General features: G+C 70.4%; 17 protein-coding genes. 7 read left to right on the top strand and 10 right to left on the bottom strand.

Annotation, left to right across the window (positions count from 1 at the left end; translation table 11 throughout):
* Nucleotides 1–9 precede the first annotated feature (9 nt).
* A complete protein-coding gene (locus ABT009_RS03315) occupies nucleotides 10–1,095 on the top strand; it encodes a DMT family transporter (protein ID WP_351288998.1) in 1,086 nt (361 codons plus the stop codon).
* Here the strand turns inward: ABT009_RS03315 and ABT009_RS03310 are convergent.
* The gene (locus ABT009_RS03310; RefSeq protein ID WP_351288996.1) at nucleotides 1,085–2,311 is read right to left on the bottom strand and encodes a transglycosylase family protein; all 1,227 of its coding nucleotides are present in this window, start codon (nucleotides 2,309–2,311) and stop codon (nucleotides 1,085–1,087) included. The genes ABT009_RS03315 and ABT009_RS03310 overlap by 11 nt on opposite strands.
* 329 nt (nucleotides 2,312–2,640) lie before the next feature.
* Here ABT009_RS03310 and gnd point away from each other — a divergent pair, with 329 nt between their 5' ends.
* A complete protein-coding gene (gene gnd, locus ABT009_RS03305; RefSeq protein ID WP_351288994.1) occupies nucleotides 2,641–4,080 on the top strand; it encodes an NADP-dependent phosphogluconate dehydrogenase in 1,440 nt (479 codons plus the stop codon).
* A gap of 787 nt (nucleotides 4,081–4,867) precedes the next feature.
* Nucleotides 4,868–5,014, top strand: a complete 147-nt coding sequence (locus ABT009_RS03300) for a hypothetical protein (protein WP_351288992.1) — start codon at nucleotides 4,868–4,870, stop codon at nucleotides 5,012–5,014.
* Nucleotides 5,015–5,029: 15 nt separating this feature from the next.
* Here ABT009_RS03300 and ABT009_RS03295 read toward each other — a convergent pair whose 3' ends face one another.
* The 3 genes from ABT009_RS03295 to ABT009_RS03285 form a co-directional block, all read right to left on the bottom strand.
* A complete protein-coding gene (locus tag ABT009_RS03295; RefSeq protein WP_351288990.1) occupies nucleotides 5,030–5,374 on the bottom strand; it encodes a GNAT family N-acetyltransferase in 345 nt (114 codons plus the stop codon).
* 46 nt (nucleotides 5,375–5,420) lie between these two features.
* The gene (gene panD, locus ABT009_RS03290; RefSeq protein ID WP_351288988.1) at nucleotides 5,421–5,870 is read right to left on the bottom strand and encodes an aspartate 1-decarboxylase; all 450 of its coding nucleotides are present in this window, start codon (nucleotides 5,868–5,870) and stop codon (nucleotides 5,421–5,423) included.
* Nucleotides 5,871–6,193: 323 nt separating this feature from the next.
* Nucleotides 6,194–6,754, bottom strand: coding sequence for an NAD(P)H-dependent oxidoreductase (locus ABT009_RS03285; protein WP_351288986.1), 561 nt, complete (start codon nucleotides 6,752–6,754; stop codon nucleotides 6,194–6,196).
* Nucleotides 6,755–6,889: 135 nt separating this feature from the next.
* Between ABT009_RS03285 and ABT009_RS03280 the strand changes: the two genes are divergently transcribed.
* Nucleotides 6,890–7,549 (top strand): TetR/AcrR family transcriptional regulator, encoded by a 660-nt coding sequence (locus ABT009_RS03280; RefSeq protein ID WP_351288984.1) that lies wholly within the window; start codon nucleotides 6,890–6,892, stop codon nucleotides 7,547–7,549.
* A gap of 41 nt (nucleotides 7,550–7,590) precedes the next feature.
* Here the strand turns inward: ABT009_RS03280 and ABT009_RS03275 are convergent, their stop codons facing one another.
* From ABT009_RS03275 to ABT009_RS03250, 6 genes are all read right to left on the bottom strand, one after another.
* Entirely contained in the window at nucleotides 7,591–8,664 is a 1,074-nt protein-coding gene (locus tag ABT009_RS03275) for a lactonase family protein (protein ID WP_351288982.1), read from the bottom strand.
* Nucleotides 8,665–8,733: 69 nt separating this feature from the next.
* Nucleotides 8,734–9,693, bottom strand: coding sequence for a sugar kinase (locus ABT009_RS03270; protein WP_351288980.1), 960 nt, complete (start codon nucleotides 9,691–9,693; stop codon nucleotides 8,734–8,736).
* On the bottom strand, nucleotides 9,690–10,361 hold the full coding sequence (locus ABT009_RS03265) for a bifunctional 4-hydroxy-2-oxoglutarate aldolase/2-dehydro-3-deoxy-phosphogluconate aldolase (RefSeq protein WP_351288978.1): 672 nt from the start codon (nucleotides 10,359–10,361) through the stop codon (nucleotides 9,690–9,692). Before ABT009_RS03265 ends, ABT009_RS03270 begins: the two co-directional genes overlap by 4 nt.
* A gap of 213 nt (nucleotides 10,362–10,574) precedes the next feature.
* Nucleotides 10,575–11,396 (bottom strand): carbohydrate ABC transporter permease, encoded by an 822-nt coding sequence (locus ABT009_RS03260; protein ID WP_351289520.1) that lies wholly within the window; start codon nucleotides 11,394–11,396, stop codon nucleotides 10,575–10,577.
* The gene (locus ABT009_RS03255) at nucleotides 11,396–12,424 is read right to left on the bottom strand and encodes a carbohydrate ABC transporter permease (RefSeq protein ID WP_351288976.1); all 1,029 of its coding nucleotides are present in this window, start codon (nucleotides 12,422–12,424) and stop codon (nucleotides 11,396–11,398) included. The genes ABT009_RS03260 and ABT009_RS03255 overlap by 1 nt, the downstream gene beginning before the upstream one ends.
* A complete protein-coding gene (locus ABT009_RS03250) occupies nucleotides 12,421–13,782 on the bottom strand; it encodes an extracellular solute-binding protein (protein WP_351288974.1) in 1,362 nt (453 codons plus the stop codon). Before ABT009_RS03250 ends, ABT009_RS03255 begins: the two co-directional genes overlap by 4 nt.
* An 865-nt stretch (nucleotides 13,783–14,647) precedes the next feature.
* Between ABT009_RS03250 and ABT009_RS03245 the strand changes: the two genes are divergently transcribed.
* From ABT009_RS03245 to dgoD, 3 genes are all read left to right on the top strand, one after another.
* On the top strand, nucleotides 14,648–15,688 hold the full coding sequence (locus ABT009_RS03245) for a LacI family DNA-binding transcriptional regulator (RefSeq protein ID WP_351288972.1): 1,041 nt from the start codon (nucleotides 14,648–14,650) through the stop codon (nucleotides 15,686–15,688).
* Nucleotides 15,685–16,449, top strand: a complete 765-nt coding sequence (locus ABT009_RS03240) for an SDR family NAD(P)-dependent oxidoreductase (RefSeq protein ID WP_351288970.1) — start codon at nucleotides 15,685–15,687, stop codon at nucleotides 16,447–16,449. Before ABT009_RS03245 ends, ABT009_RS03240 begins: the two co-directional genes overlap by 4 nt.
* Before the next feature lie 322 nt (nucleotides 16,450–16,771).
* Complete coding sequence (dgoD, locus tag ABT009_RS03235) at nucleotides 16,772–17,917, top strand: galactonate dehydratase (RefSeq protein ID WP_351288968.1); 1,146 nt, start codon at nucleotides 16,772–16,774, stop codon at nucleotides 17,915–17,917.
* Nucleotides 17,918–18,020 lie beyond the last annotated feature (103 nt).

Here is an 18,020-nt window from a genome sequence, read left to right as displayed (position 1 = left end):
GAGCGCCCCATGAGTGGCCTCGCGCTGTCCGTGCTGCTCTCCCTCGTCTCCGCCGTGGCCTATGCCGGCGGAGCGATCGTGCAGGAGCGGGTCGCGGCGGGTACGCCGGACCAGCCGTACGCGCCGATGCGCAGCCCGGGCTGGTGGGCGGCGGTCGCTCTCAGCGGCATCGGCGGCCTGCTGCACGTGGTCGCGCTCGCCTACGGCCCGTTGAGCCTCGTACAGCCCCTGGGCGCGCTCACGATCGTCTTCGCACTGCCCATGGCCGCCCTGTTCGTTCGCCGCCGTGCCGGGGCCACTGCCTGGCGCGGCGCCATCATGGCGACCGTCGGCCTCGCCGGCCTGCTGTCCCTGACCGGTACGGCCGGATCGCACTCGCTGGACGGCACGCAGCGACTCGTCGTGGCGCTGGCCACCGCGGGCGGGATCGCGGCGCTGATGGCCGCGGCACGCGCTGCGCACCGGCACCCCGCGGTGCGCAGCGCGCTGCTCGCGGGAGCGGCGGGTGTCGCGTTCGGCGTCTCCTCGGTGTTCACGAAGACGGTCACGGTGGACTGGACCGCCGCCTCGCCGACGGCGGAACTGCCGAGCCTGCTGGTGATAGCCGTGCTGGCGGCGGCGGGGATGCTGCTGTCGCAGGCCTCCTACCGCGGTGCGGGGCTCGCCGCGCCGCTGGCCACCCTCACCGTCGTCAACCCGGTCGTCGCGGCCGCGGTCGGCATCACGATGTTCGGCGAGTCCTTCCGCTATGGCACGACGGGGACGGTGGTCGCACTGGCCTGCGGCGTCGTGGCAGCGGGCGGGCTGATCCTGCTCACGACGGAACGGATCGCCGGCGACGCCAAGCGCCAGGCCGGCGCGACGACGCCGGTGGCGGCCGGAGGGCCGGTGGTCTCAGCCGAGCCGGTGGTCTCCGCCGTGCCGGTGATCTTGGCCCGGCCGGAGGTCTCCGCGCAGCCGATGGTCGGCGGCTGGCCCGTGGGCGAGCCGCTGCCTGCGGTTCCGGTGCTTCCGGGACTTCCGGTGGTGCCGGTTGTGCCGGCGCCGGTCACCGTCCCTTCCACCGCGGCGATTCCGGTGTCGCTCAGATCCTGACGCCGCCGGCCCGCAGGTAGGCGAGCGGGTCGATGTCGGAGCCGAAACCGGGCCCGGTCCGCACTTCGAAGTGCAGATGCGGGCCCGTGCTGTTGCCCGTGGAACCGGAGCGCGCTATGCGCTGGCCGCTCACCACGTTCTGCCCGGCCTTCACGGTGAGCGCCGACAGATGGGCGTACTGGCTGTACTTGCCGTCCGCGTGCCGGATCACCACCTGGTAGCCGTAGGCGCCGCCCCATCCCGCGGACACGACACGCCCGGCGGCGACGGCCTTGACGGAAGTGCCGGTGGGCACGGGGAAGTCGACACCCGTGTGGTAGCCCTTCGACCAGGAACCGCCGGCGGCGCGGTACGCCGTGCTGGGCGAGGCGGCAACGGGTGCGGCGAGCCGGTGCGTCTCGTGCGCCGTGCCCGTCCCTGCGCTCGTGCCGCTGCCACTCGGCGCCTGCGAGGGCACGGTGGCCTTCTGGTCGGACTTCTGGTCGTCGGAGTCCTTGCTTTTGTCGTCCTTGCTCTTGTCCTTGTCGTCCTGCTTGTCGGAGACCTGTGCGTCCTCCGTGCCCGGTGTGGCCGAAACCCGTAGGGCGAGCCGCTGTCCGGGGATGATCAGGTTCGGGTCGGATCCGACGGCCCTGCGGTTGGCCGCGTACAGCCGCTGCCAGCCGCCCCGCACATGCCGCGCCTGGGCGATCCCGGAGAGTGTGTCGCCGCGGACGACGGTGTACATCTCGGCAGTTCCGGCGTTCGACTGCGGTGTGGTCTCCGGTCTGACGTCCTTGACGTCGCGTTTCTTGTCGCTCTGTGGGCTGCTCGCCGTGCCGGTTTCGGAGGTGTCTCCGCCGCGCGTGAGGCCCGCGCGCACCGAGCAGACAGGCCAGGCGCCGGGCCCTTGTCCCTTGAGCACCTTCTCGGCGACGGCGATCTGCTGCTCCTTGGTGGCCTGGTCGGCGCGCGGCGCGTACGCTCTGCCGCCGTAGGCCTCCCAGGTGGACTGGCTGAACTGGAGTCCGCCGTAATAGCCGTTTCCGGTGTTGACGTCCCAGTCGTTGCTCGACTCGCAGGCCGCAACCTTGTTCCAGGTGTCCACGTCGGCGGCGTGCGCCGCGCCGGTGCCGATCAGCGGGATGGCCATTCCGGCGCTGCCCGCGGTGACGGTGAGCGACGCGCGGTTGATCCGGTTCGGCTGGTGACGGCGGTGGCGACCGCGTACGGCCATGGGAAGCCCCCCTTGCTTCTCACTGCGACGTACGAGGGCCGTCCCGCACCCCCGAGGCATCAGGAGCCGCAAAAGTAGACGCCGGGAACACGCCATGACAAGACGGCAATCGGCCGCTCAAATCACCTTGCATAAAAGCGAATTGCCGGAAACGCCCGCCTGCACTGAACGGTCCGGCGGCGCCCGACGTATGGCCGGACAGCGGGCCCGAGGAATTCCACTGCGTGCGGTTACCGCCCTCGGCGGCACAGTGTCGCCCCGGGAGGAAAGCACGCCGCGGAGCCATACTGGCCGTCACGACCGGTATTCCGATTCCAGGAGCGACAGGCATGAGCACTTCAGCCCAGATCGGCGTTACGGGGCTCGCGGTCATGGGGCGCAATCTCGCCCGCAATTTCGCACGGAACGGCTACACCGTCGCCGTGCACAACCGCACCGTTTCCCGGACACAGGCCCTCATGAACGAGTTCGGGCACGAGGGGGACTTCATCGCCGCCGAATCGGCCAAGGAGTTCGTCGCCGCGCTGGAACGCCCGCGCCGTCTAGTGATCATGGTCAAGGCGGGCGGCCCGACCGACGCGGTGATCCATGAGTTCGCCCCTCTACTGGAGTCCGGCGACATGATCATCGACGGCGGCAACGCACACTTCGAGGACACCAGGCGCCGCGAGAAGGAACTGCGCGAGCGCGGGATCCACTTCGTCGGCACCGGCATCTCCGGCGGCGAGGAGGGCGCGCTGCACGGGCCGAGCATCATGCCGGGCGGCTCGGAGGAGTCGTACGCCTCGCTCGGTCCGATGCTGGAGAAGATCGCCGCGAAGGCCCCGGACGGCGCGCCCTGCGTGACACACGTCGGCCCCGACGGCGCCGGGCACTTCGTGAAGATGGTGCACAACGGCATCGAGTACGCGGACATGCAGCTGATCGCGGAGGCGTACCAGCTGCTGAGGGACGTCGCCGGCTACTCCCCCGCGCAGATCGCCGAGATCTTCCGCACCTGGAACCAGGGGCGCCTCGACTCGTATCTGATCGAGATCACGGCGGAGGTCCTGTCGCACAAGGACGTCATGACAGACCAGCCGTTCGTGGACGTGGTGCAGGACCAGGCCGAGCAGAAGGGCACCGGCCGCTGGACCGTGCAGATCGCGCTCGATCTGGGTGTGCCGGTGTCGGGTATCGCAGAGGCGGTGTTCGCGCGGTCGCTCTCCGGCCACACGGACCTGCGGAAGGCAGCGCGCGGACTCGCGGGCCCGAAGCCGCAGCCGCTGGACAGGACCGAGGCGGAGCGGTTCGCCGACCAGGTCGAGCAGGCGCTGTACGCATCGAAGATCGTGTCGTACACGCAGGGCTTCCACGAGATCGCGGCGGGCAGCCAGGAGTACGGCTGGGGCATCGACCTCGGCGCGACCGCCTCGATCTGGCGCGGCGGCTGCATCATCCGTGCGGCGTTCCTGGACCGCATCCGGGCCGCGTACGACGCCCGTCCGGACCTGCCGAGCCTCCTCGCCGACCACGGCTTCGCGCGGGAGATCGGCATGGCGCAGGACGACTGGCGCGCGGTGCTGGTCGCGGCGACGCAGCAGGGCGTGCCGACGCCCGGCTTCTCTGCGGCGCTCGCGTACTACGACGCACTGCGCGCCGAACGGCTGCCGGCCGCGCTCACGCAGGGCCAGCGGGACTTCTTCGGTGCGCACACCTACCGGCGTACGGACCGTGAGGGTTCGTTCCACACGCGATGGGGCGGGGACAGGTCCGAGGTCCCGGCGTAGGACTCAGCCGGGCCAGGAGACGGGCCCGGGCTCCGGGTCAGGTACCGGGTCGGGGCCCGGCGGTTTGGGGATCGGGGACGGTGGCGGTTGCGGCACGGGGTCGGGTTGCGGGCCAGGTCCTGGACCGGGTCCCGGCCCCGGACTCGGACCTGGGCCGGGCCCTGGACCAGGCCCTGGTCCTGGCCCTGGACCCGGTCCAGGCCCGGGCGCCGGGTCCGGGCCCGGGTGGGGCTCAGGACTCGGCGCCGGGTCCGGGTCGGGGACGGGGCCGGGCGGCGGATCGGGGTGCCCGGGGCCTGGGGTCGGGCCAGGCCGGACGGGGTCGGGGAACGGGTGGGTCATGGCGGGCCTCCAGCCGGTCGACACGGCGCCTTTCTGGACTTGTCCCCCGCGTACCCTGCGGTTTGCCGCCCACTCACTCCGTCGACGGAACGCGCTGCGTCCGCCCGGAGGTGTGCTCAGGCCGTCGCGAGGGCACTGGCGGCCGTGGGTTGTGCCCACACTCCCGATAATCGCCCTCGTGCCGAAGGGGACGTGGCGGGATGCGCGCCCGCAGCGGCTGGCGCAAACGTACGGCTCATCTGACCGTGACGGTCCGGCGCCAGATCGAGGACGTACATCCCGGCGCGGCCCCGACCCGCCCACCGGCGGGTGTCGAACCAGCGACCAGCCGCAGGCCGCACGCGTACCCCGGCCCACCACCTGCCGCAGGCGCACCGCGCACCGCGCACCGACGAGGTTCAACGCCCCGCCCTCCCCGCAGCGCCGCCGCCGCCCCGTTCGGCGGGTGGACAGCACCGGAACCTCACGCCCGGTCAGTGCCTCCGCGTACCCGTCCGCATCCCCCGTCTCGAACCCCGCGATGCGCGCTCCGGCGGCCACCGCCGCGGCCGCCATGAGCCGGTCCACGCGCAGTACGGGCGAGCAGGAGTGATGACGCCGCGGGGCGTCACCACCGCTCCGGATGCGCCGTCGCATACCGCTTGGCTGCCTGGATCAGTTCCGGCGCGGCCGTGGGCGCCTCGTCGCGATGCCGTTCGGCCCACTTCGTGACGTACGGGCACAGCGGCGCGACCGGGACGCCTTCGCGCCGTGCGATGGCGAACAGCTCCCGCGCCAGCGACCCGGCGATGCCCTGTCCCTCGTGGGCGGGGTCCACGACCGTGTGCACCGGTACGAGGGCGTGCCGCGGCGACTCCAGCTTCAGGTAGACGATGTGGCCCACCACGTCGCCACCCGCATACGCCTCGAGCCGGCCCTGCGGACGATCGTCACGAATCTCGATGTCGCTCATCGGCTCTCCTCAGCAGTACAGCCGTACGGCGGGTAGGTGAGGACGGTCAGGCCGTGGTGGCCGCCATGGCCTGGGCCGGTGCCGCCACGGCCTGCGGGCTGCGCTCCGTTCCGCTGCCAGGCACCGGCTCCGAGGGGTCCGCGCCGAGTGCCACGATCCGGTTGCCCTCGTCCACGTGCACGACACGCGGCCGCAGCGCACGGGCCTCGGCGTCGTCGACCTGAGCGTAACTGATGATGATCACGAGGTCGCCCGGGTGGACGAGATGGGCCGCGGCACCGTTGATCCCGATGACGCCGGAGCCGCGCTCCCCCTCTATGACGTACGTCTCGAGCCGGGCGCCGTTGGTGATGTCGACGATGTGCACGAGTTCGCCGGGCAGCAGGTCGGCGGCGTCCAGGAGGTCGGCGTCGATGGTGACGGACCCGACGTAGTGCAGGTCGGCCTGAGTCACCGTGGCACGGTGGATCTTGGACTTGAACATGGTACGGAACACAGCGGCAACTCCCGGTCTAGGCTCCCTGCCTGCGTCGTCGCAGGTCAAGGGCGTTTCCTCACCCAACGTCCAGTCACAACCGCGAGCAGCCCGAGCCGGTGACACCAGGGACGTCCGAACCGAGGCCGACCAGTTGCTGACTTTGCGGATTCCACCCCGGCTGAGTACAGAGGCGCCGCCTTCCGCCCCATCCGATGTGGACCGCCCAAAGCCTACGCAACCACATACGCCGAGTCACGAGATGGTTCTCAGCTCTCAGCGGCTCGAACGCACAGCGACGCCGCGGCGCATACCCGCGCCGCGGCGTCACATTGTCCCTACGGTCAGGCCGCGGCGGGGGCAGCCTGCGCGGTCAGGCTCTGGATGACCTCGGTCAGCCCGGTGACGACCTCCTCGTCGTCAGCGGGGTGGGTGTCGGCGAAGCGGGTCACGGAGCCGGGGATGGACAGCTTGACGTCCTCCAGGACGGCGGCGCCGGCGATGCCCGCGGACTTGCGGACGTCGTCCTGCGCCCAGACGCCACCGTACTGACCGAAGGCGGTGCCGATCGCGGCGACCGGCTTGCCGGACAGCGCACCGGCGCCGTACGGACGGGACAGCCAGTCGATCGCGTTCTTCAGAACGGCCGGCATCGTGCCGTTGTACTCCGGCGAGAAGAGCAGGAAGGCGTCGGCCTGGCCCGCCGCGGCACGCAGCCGCACGGCGGCGTCCGGCACGGTCGCCTCCACGTCGATGTCCTCGTTGTAGAAGGGCACGTCGGCGAGGCCCTCGAACAGCTCGACCTCGACGCCCTCCGGGGCGTGCTTGACGGCGGCCTCGGCCAGCTGACGGTTGTGGGAGCCGGCGCGGAGGCTGCCGACGAGCGCGAGGATGCGTACAGACATGGGGATGAGCTCCTGAGGCAGGGGGAGTCTTATCGGACCGCGGTCCGGTCCAGCGCCGACCGCGGTACGGTTCAATGTTGTACCACTTATCCGGACCGTGGTCCACTTTCTGCCTTCTGACGCTACGCTTGGGTAATGACCGCCACGCCCTCGCCTCCTCTCGACGGACGATGTCTCCCTGCCGGATGCAAGGAGCTCGGCCTCGCCTCGCCGGACGAGCAGCCCCAGTTGCGTGCCGATGCCGCACGCAACCGCGCGCTCCTGCTGGAGGCCGCGTCGCGGCTGGTGGCCGAGGAGGGTATGGCGAACCTGACCATGGAGGCCGTCGCCGCGGCCGCCAAGGTCGGCAAGGGCACCGTATTCAGGCGCTTCGGCGACCGCTTCGGCCTCCTGCTTGCCCTCCTGAACCAGCGCGAGGAGCAGCTCCAGGCCGCCTTCATTACCGGCCCGCCCCCACTGGGTCCCGAGGCCCCCGCCCTGGAGCGCCTGCACGCCTTCGGGCCGGCCGTCATCCGTCACGAACACACGCACAGCGACCTGTACATGGCCGCACGGACCGACGCCGCCCGGCACTACACCGTGCCCGCCCACCGACTCCGCCTCACCCACATCGCCATGCTGCTGCGCCAGATCGGGGCGGGCGGCGACACCGAACTGCTCGCGCAGAGCCTGCTCAGCTATCTCGACCCCACCCTCGTCCACCACCTGCTCACCCAGCGCGGCATGTCCGTCGAGCGCCTGGATGCCGGCTGGCACGACCTTGTCGCTCGCCTGACGGCGGGAGCGAAAGGGTAAGGCTCGCCACCAACTCACCCCGCCGCCCAGCCTTTTACTCGTCAGAGGACCAGCGCGCAGACGACCGAGGGAAGGGCCGCTGCCGGGCGGGGCTGCTCGAGGGCCCCGGTGTCGAGGATGCGCAGCGCGGCGAGTGTGCCGCTGTGCTGGTTGGCGACCACCAGATGGCCGGCCGCCAGGGTCAGACCACGCGGCCAGGCGCCGCCGCTCGGGACCTCACCGATCGGCTCCAGGTCGGTGCCGGTGACCCGGAACGCGGCCACGGTTTCCGCGCCGCGGTTGGTCACCCATACGAAGCGGCCGCAGGGCGAGGCGACGATTCCGCCGGGCTGGTTGGTGATGTCCTTGGCCGCTGTGGCCGGAACGCTGGAGACCGCGGTCAGGGTTCCGGTCTCGGCGTCGTAGCGGTGGCCGGTGACGGTCGAGGACAACTCGTCGGCGCTCCACACCAGCTCACCGCTGGGCGAGAAGGCGAGGTGACGGGGGCCCGATCCGGCATGGAGCCGGTTCACCGCGGTCTGCTCCAGGGTTCCGGTACGGGTGTCGAGGCGGTACGTGAACACGACGTCCGCCCCCAGGTCGGTGGCCAGGACGAAACGCCCCGCCGGGTCGACGAGGATCTGATGGGCGTGGCTGCCTTCCTGCCGTCCAATCACCGGGCCGGAGCCCTCGTGGATGGCGACGTCGGTCAGACCGCTCACGCGCCCGTCCGCGTCGAGCCGGTGCACGGCCACGCTGCCGGGCGTCGTGTCGCTGCCGTAGTTCGCCGTGAGCAGCCACTGTCCCCCGGGGTGGACGGTGAGATGGCAGGGGTTCGCGCCGCCGCTTCCGACCGGGTCTCCGAGTGGCACGAGTACGCCGTCGCTCTGCCGGGCGACGCCGCTGACGGCTCCGAAATCGCCCTCGTTCGTGCTGTAGACGACGTCCAGGGAAGGGTGCGCCGCCAGGAAGGAGGCGCCGCTGACAGGCACCGGCGGCAGACTGCTGTCGGGTGTCAGGGAGCCGGTCTCCGGATCGAGGCGCACGGCGGCGAGCCCGGCACCCTCACCACCCGTGTCCGGCGTGTAGGAGCCGGTGAGGACGAGGATTCCGTCGGCGGAGGAGCGCGTTGACATGGAACTTCCTTGGGCGGTGGGCGAAGTGGTGGGTGCGGTGGCGTTCAGCGGATGACGTCGTCGTGGCGTTCAGCGGACGACGTCGTCGTGGTGGTCGAGGAGGGCCAGCTCGGAACGGTTCGGCAGGCCTTCCCAGTCGCCGGTGGTGCTGACCGCGAAGGCGCCGAGCAGGGCCGCTGTGCGCAGCCGCCGCTCCGGCGGTTCCCCCGTGAGCAGTTCGGCCAGGTACCCCGCGGCGAACGCGTCTCCCGCGCCGACCGAGTCGTGTACGCGGACGGGCACGGCGGGCTGCCGGTACTGCTTGCCGTCGAGCAGGGCGTACGCTCCGTCCACGCCCAGTTTGATCACGGCCCCGGCGGGACCGAGGTCGCAGATTCCCTTGGCGAGCGCTTCGGGGTCGTCGGCATCGGGAACCGCCAGCCGGGCCTCGTGCGGTCCTGCGAACACGAGGTCGCTCATGCGCAGCAGGGGCAGGAGGGTCGTACGGGCTTCCGCCTCGTTCCACAGCAGTGAGCGGAAGTTGATGTCCAGGGAGACCGGTACTCCGGCGTCGGCGGCGATGTCCACCGCTCTGCGGACGGCTCCCGCAGGGCCGGGGCCCAGGGCAGGCGTGATCCCGGTGATGTGCAGGACGGCCGCGCGGGCGACGATGTGCTCGGGGATGTCCTCCGCGGTCAGCCGGGAACCGGCTGTGTGGGTGCGGTAGTAGCGTGCGCGGCTGTGCGTGGAGGTGCGCCGTTCCTTCAGCAGCAGCGAGGTGGGGGCGGGGTCCCGTGTCGCGACGGTGGTGACGCCTTCCGCCCGCATCTCGCGGAGGATGAGCTCGCCGAGTTGGTCGTCACTGACGCGGCCGATCCAGGTGGCGGACCCGCCGAGCCTGCTGATGCCGACGGCGACGTTCGACTCCGCTCCGGCGATGCCGAGGCGCAGTCCGGTTCCCAGGGCGAGTGGGCCTGGTTCCGGGGCGGACAGGACCCCGAGGACCTCGCCGACGGTGACGAGGTAGGGCTCCTCGGAGGGGCTGTTCACGAGCGGGCCTCCTCGGCGCGCGGGGTGGCCCCGACTGCTTCCAGCAATGTGAGCGCCCTTCCGGTGAGGGAGTCCAGGGTCTCCGGGGTCGGGTTCTCGTCTGCTCCGCGCAGCAGTGGGGAGCCGACGCCCACGGCGTACGCCCCGGCGTCGATGTAGTCCCGCGCCTGGGCGATGCCGACTCCGCCGACGGCGATCAGCGGAACCTCCGGCAGGGGCGCCCGCAACTGTCGCAGGTGCCCCGGACCGCCGGTGGAGGCGGGGAACAGTTTGACCGCGGCGGCACCGGCCTGCCAGGCCGTGAACACCTCGGTCGCCGTCCACGCGCCCGGATAGAAGGGGGTGCCGCCTTCCGCGGCGCCTCGGATGACCTCGGTGTCCACGTTCGGGGAGACCAGGAACTCGGCTCCGGCCGCCACAGCGTCCTTCGCTTGCGCGGCGGTGAGTACGGTGCCGGCGCCGACCGCGACCTCGAGCCCCAGTTCGTCCCGGATGCGGGCCAGGGCGTCGAGGGCGCCGGCGGTGGTGAGGGTGACCTCGAGGCACGTGATGCCCCCGGCCGCGAGCGCCCGGGCCGCCGCGGGCAGCCCCGACGCGTCCGCCGAGCGGAGGATGGCCATGACCCGGGTCCGGCTCAGCTGCGGCGTGATGCCGGGACGCTGCGTCATGACGCCACCGCCGCGGCGGACTTGCCGGCGACCGGGCGACGGCCGGGCCACGTCGGCGTGCCGGGAGGCATCGGGCGGTTGAGCGGTAGCAAAAGTGACTCCTCGTCAGGTGTTTTGCACGGTGAGCTGGGTGGGAGGTGCGGTCACGGGGGACCGGCCCGGCGGGTCACGTGAGTCCGATACCGATGGGTCACGTGAGCCCGGACCGGTCCGTTACTTGAGTCCCGAGGTGGCGATGCCCGAGATGAATCCGCGCTGCATGATCAGGAAGAGCGCGAGGACGGGTAGGACGTACATCACGGCGCCCGCAGCGACGAGGTTGCCCATCGGTTCGCCGTGTGAGTTGACGTAGCCGGTGGCGAGCTTGACCGCGAGGGTGGTATGGGCATCGTCCAGCAGCAGGGCGGGGCCGATGTAGTCGCCCCATGTCCAGGCGAAGGACATGATCAGGCTGGTGGCGATGACCGGCCAGGACTGCGGCAGGAAGATCCGGAAGAAGATGCGGATGGTCCCGCAGCCGTCGACGATCGCCGCCTCCTCCAGTTCCTTGGGCATGTTGCTGAAGAACTGCCGGAACAGGAAGATCAGGTACGGAGCGCCGCACAGCCCCCAGATCACCCACGGCATATAGGTGTTCACCAGGTGGAATTTGGCGAACATCAGATACGTCGGGATCAGGGTGATGACCGTCGGCAGCATCATCGTCGACATCAGGACGCCGAAGATCAACCGTTTTCCCGGGGCGTCCAGCCGGGCGAAGCCGAACCCGGCCCAGGCCGAGGCGAGGGTCACCAGGACCGCGTAGATCGCCGCGATCGTCAGGGAGTTGCGGGCGTAACCGAGGTAGTCGAACGTGGTCAGGGCATCGACAAAGTTGCCCAGGCTGGGGTTGTGCGGCCACCAGTGGATGGGCAGGACACGCAGCTCCGCCGGACCCTTGAGCGCGGTGACCGCGAGCCAGCCGAAAGGGCTGAGGAAGAGCACGAGGAGCGCCACCAGGAGCATGTAGACGCCGCTGCGCCGGGGGAACACCATCACGCGCCTCCGATCGTCCGGGACTTGGTCTTCGCCTGCTCCGGTTCCACGGAGTAGAAGACGGCACCCTTGCTCACCTTGAAGAGCAGGAAGGTGACGGCGACGATGATCAGGAAGAGCACCCACAGCATGGCGGAGGCATAGCCGTAGCGTCCGTTGGCGAAGAACTGGGCGAAGACGTCGATCATGTAGAAGTAGTTGCTCTGGGGGACGGACGTGACGCCCGCGGGGGTGGGGTTGAGTGCGATCAGCAGCGGCGCGAAGCTCTGCAGCGATCCGATGATTCCGGTGACGACCTGGAAGAAGATCACCGGGGAGAGCAGCGGCAGGGTGATCCGGGTGAAGGACTGCCAGGGGCTCGCCCCGTCCACCCGGGCCGCCTCATGCAGCTCCTTGGGCATGTCCTGCAGGCCCGCGAGGGAGACGATCATGACGTTGCCCACGCCCCACATCGTCAGCACGATCAGCACCCAGCGGGCATACGGATCAACCAGCCAGGGCACCCCGTCGACGTGGAAGAGGTCCAGGAGGCCGTTGGCGGACCCGGAGTCCCGGTCGAAGATCAGCTTGAAGGTGAGCGCCGCACCGACCGGCGGCACGACGGCGGGCAGATACAGCAGCGTGCGGAACACGCCGCGGGCCCGTATCGGCTGGTTGACCAGCACCGCGAGGAGTAGTCCCGCCACGATCGACAGCGGCACCGTGATCCCGGTGAACAGCGCGGTACGCCCCAGGGAGGCCATCGTGTCCGGGTCGGAGAAGACCTCACGGTAATTGTCCAGGCCGACGAATCTGGAGTGGCTGGAGAGCCCGTCGGAGTTGGTGAAGCTCAGCCACAGCGCGTACCCGAGCGGGTAGCCCGTCAGTGCCAGAAAGCCCAGCACCCAGGGGCCGACGAACACGTAGAAGGCCCCGGCCCTGCGCCGCCTGAGTGAGAGGGGCCTGCGCCCCGGGCGGGCGGCCGCCCCCGAGGAAGGGGACGGCACGCGCGGCGCGGCGGTCTGTCCGGTGAGCTGGCCAGTACTCACCCCACGAGCTCCTTGCCCTTGGCGATCTGCGCGTTCATCTGCGAGTTCAGCTGATCGGCGATCTTGCCCGCGGAGGTCCCGGACTTGATGGCGCCCGGCAGTACCTTGTTGATCACCGCGTCCAGGGCGGTCCCCTGCACATACGGGGTGAAGGTCATCACCTGGAGGTACGGGAGCTCCTGCTCCTGCACCTTGTAGGCCTGCTTCTGGAACGCCGTCGTCTGCGGCATCTGCGAGCGCAGCGACTTCAGGGTCGGGATGCCCCAGCCGCTGCTGGCCCGGTCCTGGGCGGGCTTGCCGCCGAAGTACCACTCGAAGAACTTCCAGGCCGCGTCCTTGTTCTTGGCCTCCTTGGGGATCCAGTAGCCGGTGGCGCCGAAGCACGGGCTGATGCGGTGGCTGCCCAGCTGGGGCGCGGGCGCGAACCGCGACACCTTGGCGATCTTGGCATCGCTGCCGATCTGCCCGCCGAACCAGTAGCCGTCGTTGGCCATCGCCATCCGGTTGGCCTGGTAGGTGGGCCCGTCCCAGCCGTCCGGGTTCGGGTTGGCGACGCTCGGGCCGATGTCGGCCTTCGCGTACTCCAGGTACCAGTTCAGTGCCTTGATGGCCTCGGGCGAGGAGAAGTCGACGGAGGCGAGGTCGTCGGCGAGCAGTTTGCCGCCGGCCGAGGCGGTCATGTTCATGAACATCGTGAAGGGGCCGAGACCCGCGCCGTTCATTCCGTACACCTTGACCTTGCCGAGCCTGCGCTTGACCAGGTGCTTGCCGAGGTCCAGCCACTCGTCGTAGGAGAGCGGCTTGGTCTCGCTGGGGTAGTCCAGCTTCGCAGCGTCGAACATGTCAGTGCGGTACCAGAACATCGCGTCCTGGGAGTAGTCCTTGGCCATGCCGTAGCGGGGGCCCGCGCCCTGCTTCTTGCCGTCGAAGCGCCAGACGTCGTTGACCGGGTCGAGGTCGGAGACCTTGAGCGCCGTGCTCTTGGCGAAGTACGGGTCCAGATCGGTCATCACCCCGCGCGCGGCGAAGTACGGCGTGTCCAGCGCGCCACTGCCGCGCACCAGGTCCGGCGGGTTCTTGCTGGCCAGCATGGCATTGAGCTTGGTGGCGTCGAAGGTGATGAGGCTGACCTTCACGCCCAGCGCCTGTTCGGCGGCCTTGATGGTCGGCTTGTCTATCTCGCCGTTGGACATGATGGTGAGGGTCGTCTGGCCGCTCTTCCCGCTCTTCGAACCGCCGCCGTCCGAGCCGTCGTCGACGGATGCGGCACAGCCGGGCAGGGCCGTCGCGGCGAGCGCCGCGCCGGCGGAGGCGACGAGGAATTGGCGCCGTCCCAGGGACGTACCAGAAATGGACATGTTTGTCGGCCTTTCGTGCGGTATGTGCTGTTGCTGGGGGATGAAAGGGGGATGCATGCGGCACGAGACGTCGGCAGGCCTCGCAGTGGTGAGGCGTCTGCGGTCAGGAGCGGACGCGGCCACCGCGCCTTCCTGCCGCAGCCGTTCAACTCACAGGGGGTACGTGAGGCGTACGGAGGCACAGTCGACCGAAGCCGCCGTCGGCGGGCACGCGGTCACTGCGACCGGGGATCGCGGTGTTCTGCCTGGTACGGGGCAACGGGTGTCGCTGCCTTGGATGCACTCGGTGTACGGCACGTGGTGGCCGAAGTTGTACGTGGCCACGTACTGCGCCGCCTCCATGAAGCTGTTGTCGCCGTGGTCGTCACGGCGTTCTCGCCCGGGTCCACGCCGTCTCGTCGGCGTGCCCGGCTGTCGGATCACGTCAGGGAGCGGCTCGGGTTACGGCCGACTCCGGGGAAGCGGGCGAGGTCCTGAGGAGGTCATGCACAGGTGCCGGTCGGCCCTGTCCGCCGAGGCCGGAACCGACGAACAGCCCGCCGGAACCGACCACCAGCCCGAGACCGCGAACAGCTGGATGGAGATCGCGGGACGGCGGTGGCGACCGCCGGGAGTCTTCGGGAGCGCTTCATTGCACACCTCACCCATCGTCGGCTTCCGCCGACACGTCATGCCTGTTGTGGACCAACCGGCTTCTGGGGTTCTGCGTAGGTATATCCGCAGATTCCCTTCCAAGGAAACCGGTTGACTGAAGCTGCGGTGGAAGTTAGGTTGCGGCGCCAGAAGGTGTCAAGAGGTCTGTACGCGGCAAGTCGGACTTCGAAAGTTTCGCCGCGTGTAGGTCCACCGACAGGGAGGGTGCGAGATGCCGGAACAGCCCGTCAGGGCAAGGCTGGTGGACGTCGCGCGGGTGGCCGGGGTCTCCAAGGCCACGGTCTCCAAGGTGCTCAACGGCCGGCAGGACCTGTCCGTCCGGCCGGAGACCCGGCAGCGCGTCCACGAGGCCGCCGAATCGCTGGGCTACCGCCCCCATTCCGGAGCGCGGGCGCTTGCGGGCGCAAGCACGCACGCCCTCGCGCTGCTGGTCCCCGCCCTGGCCAACCCCACGTATGTCACGATCGCCCGCGGTGCCTACCAGCGGGCGCGTGAACTGGGCTATCTTTCCCTGCTGGCCGAGGACTTCGACGGGCAGGAGGCCGACGAGTCGTTCAACGACCTGGTGCAGGAGGGCCGGGTCGACGGACTGCTCATCGCCTCCGCCCGGCCGGGTCACCCCCTGCTGGACGCCCTGAGCCGCAGCCCCGTCCCGCACGTCTTCCTGAACCGGTCGGTCGAGGGATCCGGCCGGAACGTCACCATGGACGTGGCGCGTTCCAGTGTCACCGCCCTCGAACACCTCCACAGCCTCGGCCACCAGGCCGTCGGCCATATCGCGGGTCCGCCCGGCATAACCCCGAGCGAGGACCGGAAGCAGGCGTTCCTGCAACATGCCGAGAAACTGGGGCTGTCCGCCGCTCCGGTCGCCTCCGGGGACTTCACCGAGGAGGGCGGCGTGGCCGCGACGCTCGAACTGCTGCGTACCGACGCGGGCGGTTCCGGCCCGCCGGTCACCGCGATCTACACCAGCTCGCTCGCCCAGGCGATCGGCGCGATGTCGGCGATCCGCGACCTCGGGCTGCGGATTCCCGAGGACATCTCCGTGGTGGGCAATGACGACCTGCCCATCGCCGGCCATCTCGTCCCGGCGCTGACGACCGTGGCGATGCCGCTGTACGAGCTGGGGACCGCGGCCGTGGACGCCCTGGTGGCCGCCATCCAGGGGGCGCCCTTGGGCGACGTCGTCGTACCCACCGAGCCGCATCTGGTGCTGCGCGGCTCCACGGCAAGACCGGAGGGAACAGCATGACCGCCGCCGGACTGGCGCGCTTCACGGGCCGCACGGCCCTGCTGTCCGCGGCCGCCTCCGGGATCGGAGAGGCCACCGCCCACCGCCTCGCCGACGAGGGCGCCTCCGTCCTCGTCACGGACGTCGACGGCAAGGGTGCGCACCGCGTGGCCGAGGAGATCCGCGCCAAGGGAGGACAGGCGCGCGACCTGCAGCTCGACGCGACCTCGCCGGCGGACTGGGCCGCGGCCGTCGCGGAGGTCGAGTCCTGGACGGGACGCCTGGACGTGGTGCATCTCAACGCCGGCCGGAACTTCCCCGGTGCGGCGCACGAGCTGGACGACGCCTCCTGGCACGACCAGTTGCGGCTCTCCCTGGACTCGGTCTTCTTCGGTGTCCGGGCCGCGGTGCCCCTGCTCAGGGCCGCCCGGGGCGCGATGGTGATCACGTCCTCCGTGCACGCGGCCATCGGCTTCAAGGGCTACCCCGCGTATGCGGCAGCGAAGGGCGGGATCGGCGCCCTGGTGCGCCAGCTCGCCGTCGAGTACGCCGGTGAGGTCAGGTTCAACGCCGTTCTGCCGGGAGCCGTGGTCACGGCGCTGTGGGCGAGAACGCCGCCGGAAGCCAAGGCCCGGATCAGCGCGCGCACGCCGGTCGGCAGGCTCGGAGTGCCGGAGGACATCGCGGCGGCCGTGGCCTTCCTCGCCTCCGACGACGCGTCGTTCATCACCGGCCAGAACCTGCTCGTGGACGGCGGCCGCAGCATCACCTCCCACGAGTAGCCACCGGCACTCCCCCACACCGGGGGCCGCCTCGGCTCCCGGCATCCCGAGCCGCCTCGGCTCCCGAGATCCCGAGCAGTCCCGGTTCCCGACATCCCGAGCAGTCCCGGCTCCCGACATCCCGGACAGCTTCGAGTCCCCAGCCCCGAGCCGCACACCCCTGGCACAACCACCCTCGAGCCGCACACCCCTCGCACATGCGAACAACCTCCACCCCACACGGGCCGAGCAACTCTGCGCCACACCCCGGAGCGCTCTCATCCATCCGACAACTGCAGGCATCGGCCCCCGAGCCGTGTACCAGGACCCGGAGGTCCACACCATGAAGATCACTGGATACGAACTCTTCCTCGTCGAACCGCGCTGGGTCTTCCTGCGCATCGACACCGACGAGGGCATCTCCGGCTGGGGCGAACCCATCGTCGAGGGCAAGGCGGCCACCGTCGCCCGTTGCGTGGAGGAGATGTTCGACTACCTCGTCGGGCAGGACCCCGCCCGTATCGAGGAGCACTGGCAGGTCCTTGCCAAGAGCGGCTTCTACCGGGGCGGCCCCGTGCTCAGCAGCGCGCTGGCCGGCATCGACCAGGCCCTGTGGGACATCGCCGGCAAGACCCATGGCGTCCCCGTGCACCAGCTCCTCGGCGGCCATGTGCGCGACCGGGTACGCATCTACGGCTGGATAGGCGGGGCGACGCCGCAGGAGATGGCCGATTCGGCGGCCGAGCAGGTCGCCAAGGGCCTGACCGCCGTCAAGCTGAACCCGTGCGGACAGCTGGAACCGCTCGACACGCCCGCCGCGATCCACGCCATCGTGGAGCGGGTGACCGCGGTGCGCGAGGCCATCGGCCCGGACCGCGACCTGGCGCTGGACTTCCACGGCCGCTTCACGGGCGCGATGTCCCGTCGCGTGCTGCCGCTCCTGGAGCCCCTGCTGCCGATGTTCGTGGAGGAACCGGTGCTGCCGGAGTTCACCCAGGACCTCGGCGCCGTCGTACGGTCGACGTCGATCCCGATCGCCACCGGCGAGCGGCTCTACTCCCGATGGGACTACCGTTCCGTGCTCGCGGACGGCATCGCCGTGGCCCAGCCGGACATCAGCCACGCCGGAGGCATCTCCGAGAGCCGGCGCATCGCGGCGATGGCGGAGACGTACGACGTCCTGGTGGCGCCGCACTGCCCGCTCGGCCCGATCGCGCTGGCCGCCAGCCTGCAGCTCGACTTCGCCGTCCCCAACTTCCTCATCCAGGAGCAGGCACTCGGCATCGGCTACGGCGACAGCAGCGGACTTCTGGACTATCTCGTCGACGCCGAGCCCTTCACGTTCCGGGACGGCTATATCCACCGCCTGACCGCACCCGGCCTCGGCATCACCATCGACGAGGACGCGGTACGTGCGGCGGCCGAACGCGGGCACCGCTGGCGCAACCCTGTGTGGCGCAACGCGGACGGCTCGCTGGCGGCCTGGTAGCGGCCCGTCGGCTTCCTTCCAGCAAGCGGGCCGGTCACCAGGGCGGCCTGTCATGCCCGCGGACGACGGTCCCGGCAGCACGTACGGCGTTCTCAGTAGCCGG

It is taken from the genome of Streptomyces sp. NPDC002896, assembly GCF_040295225.1.
Taxonomy (GTDB): Bacteria; Actinomycetota; Actinomycetes; order Streptomycetales; family Streptomycetaceae; genus Streptomyces.
Note: the sequence above shows the minus strand (reverse complement) of the source record. Positions and strands in the feature narration are given on the sequence as shown.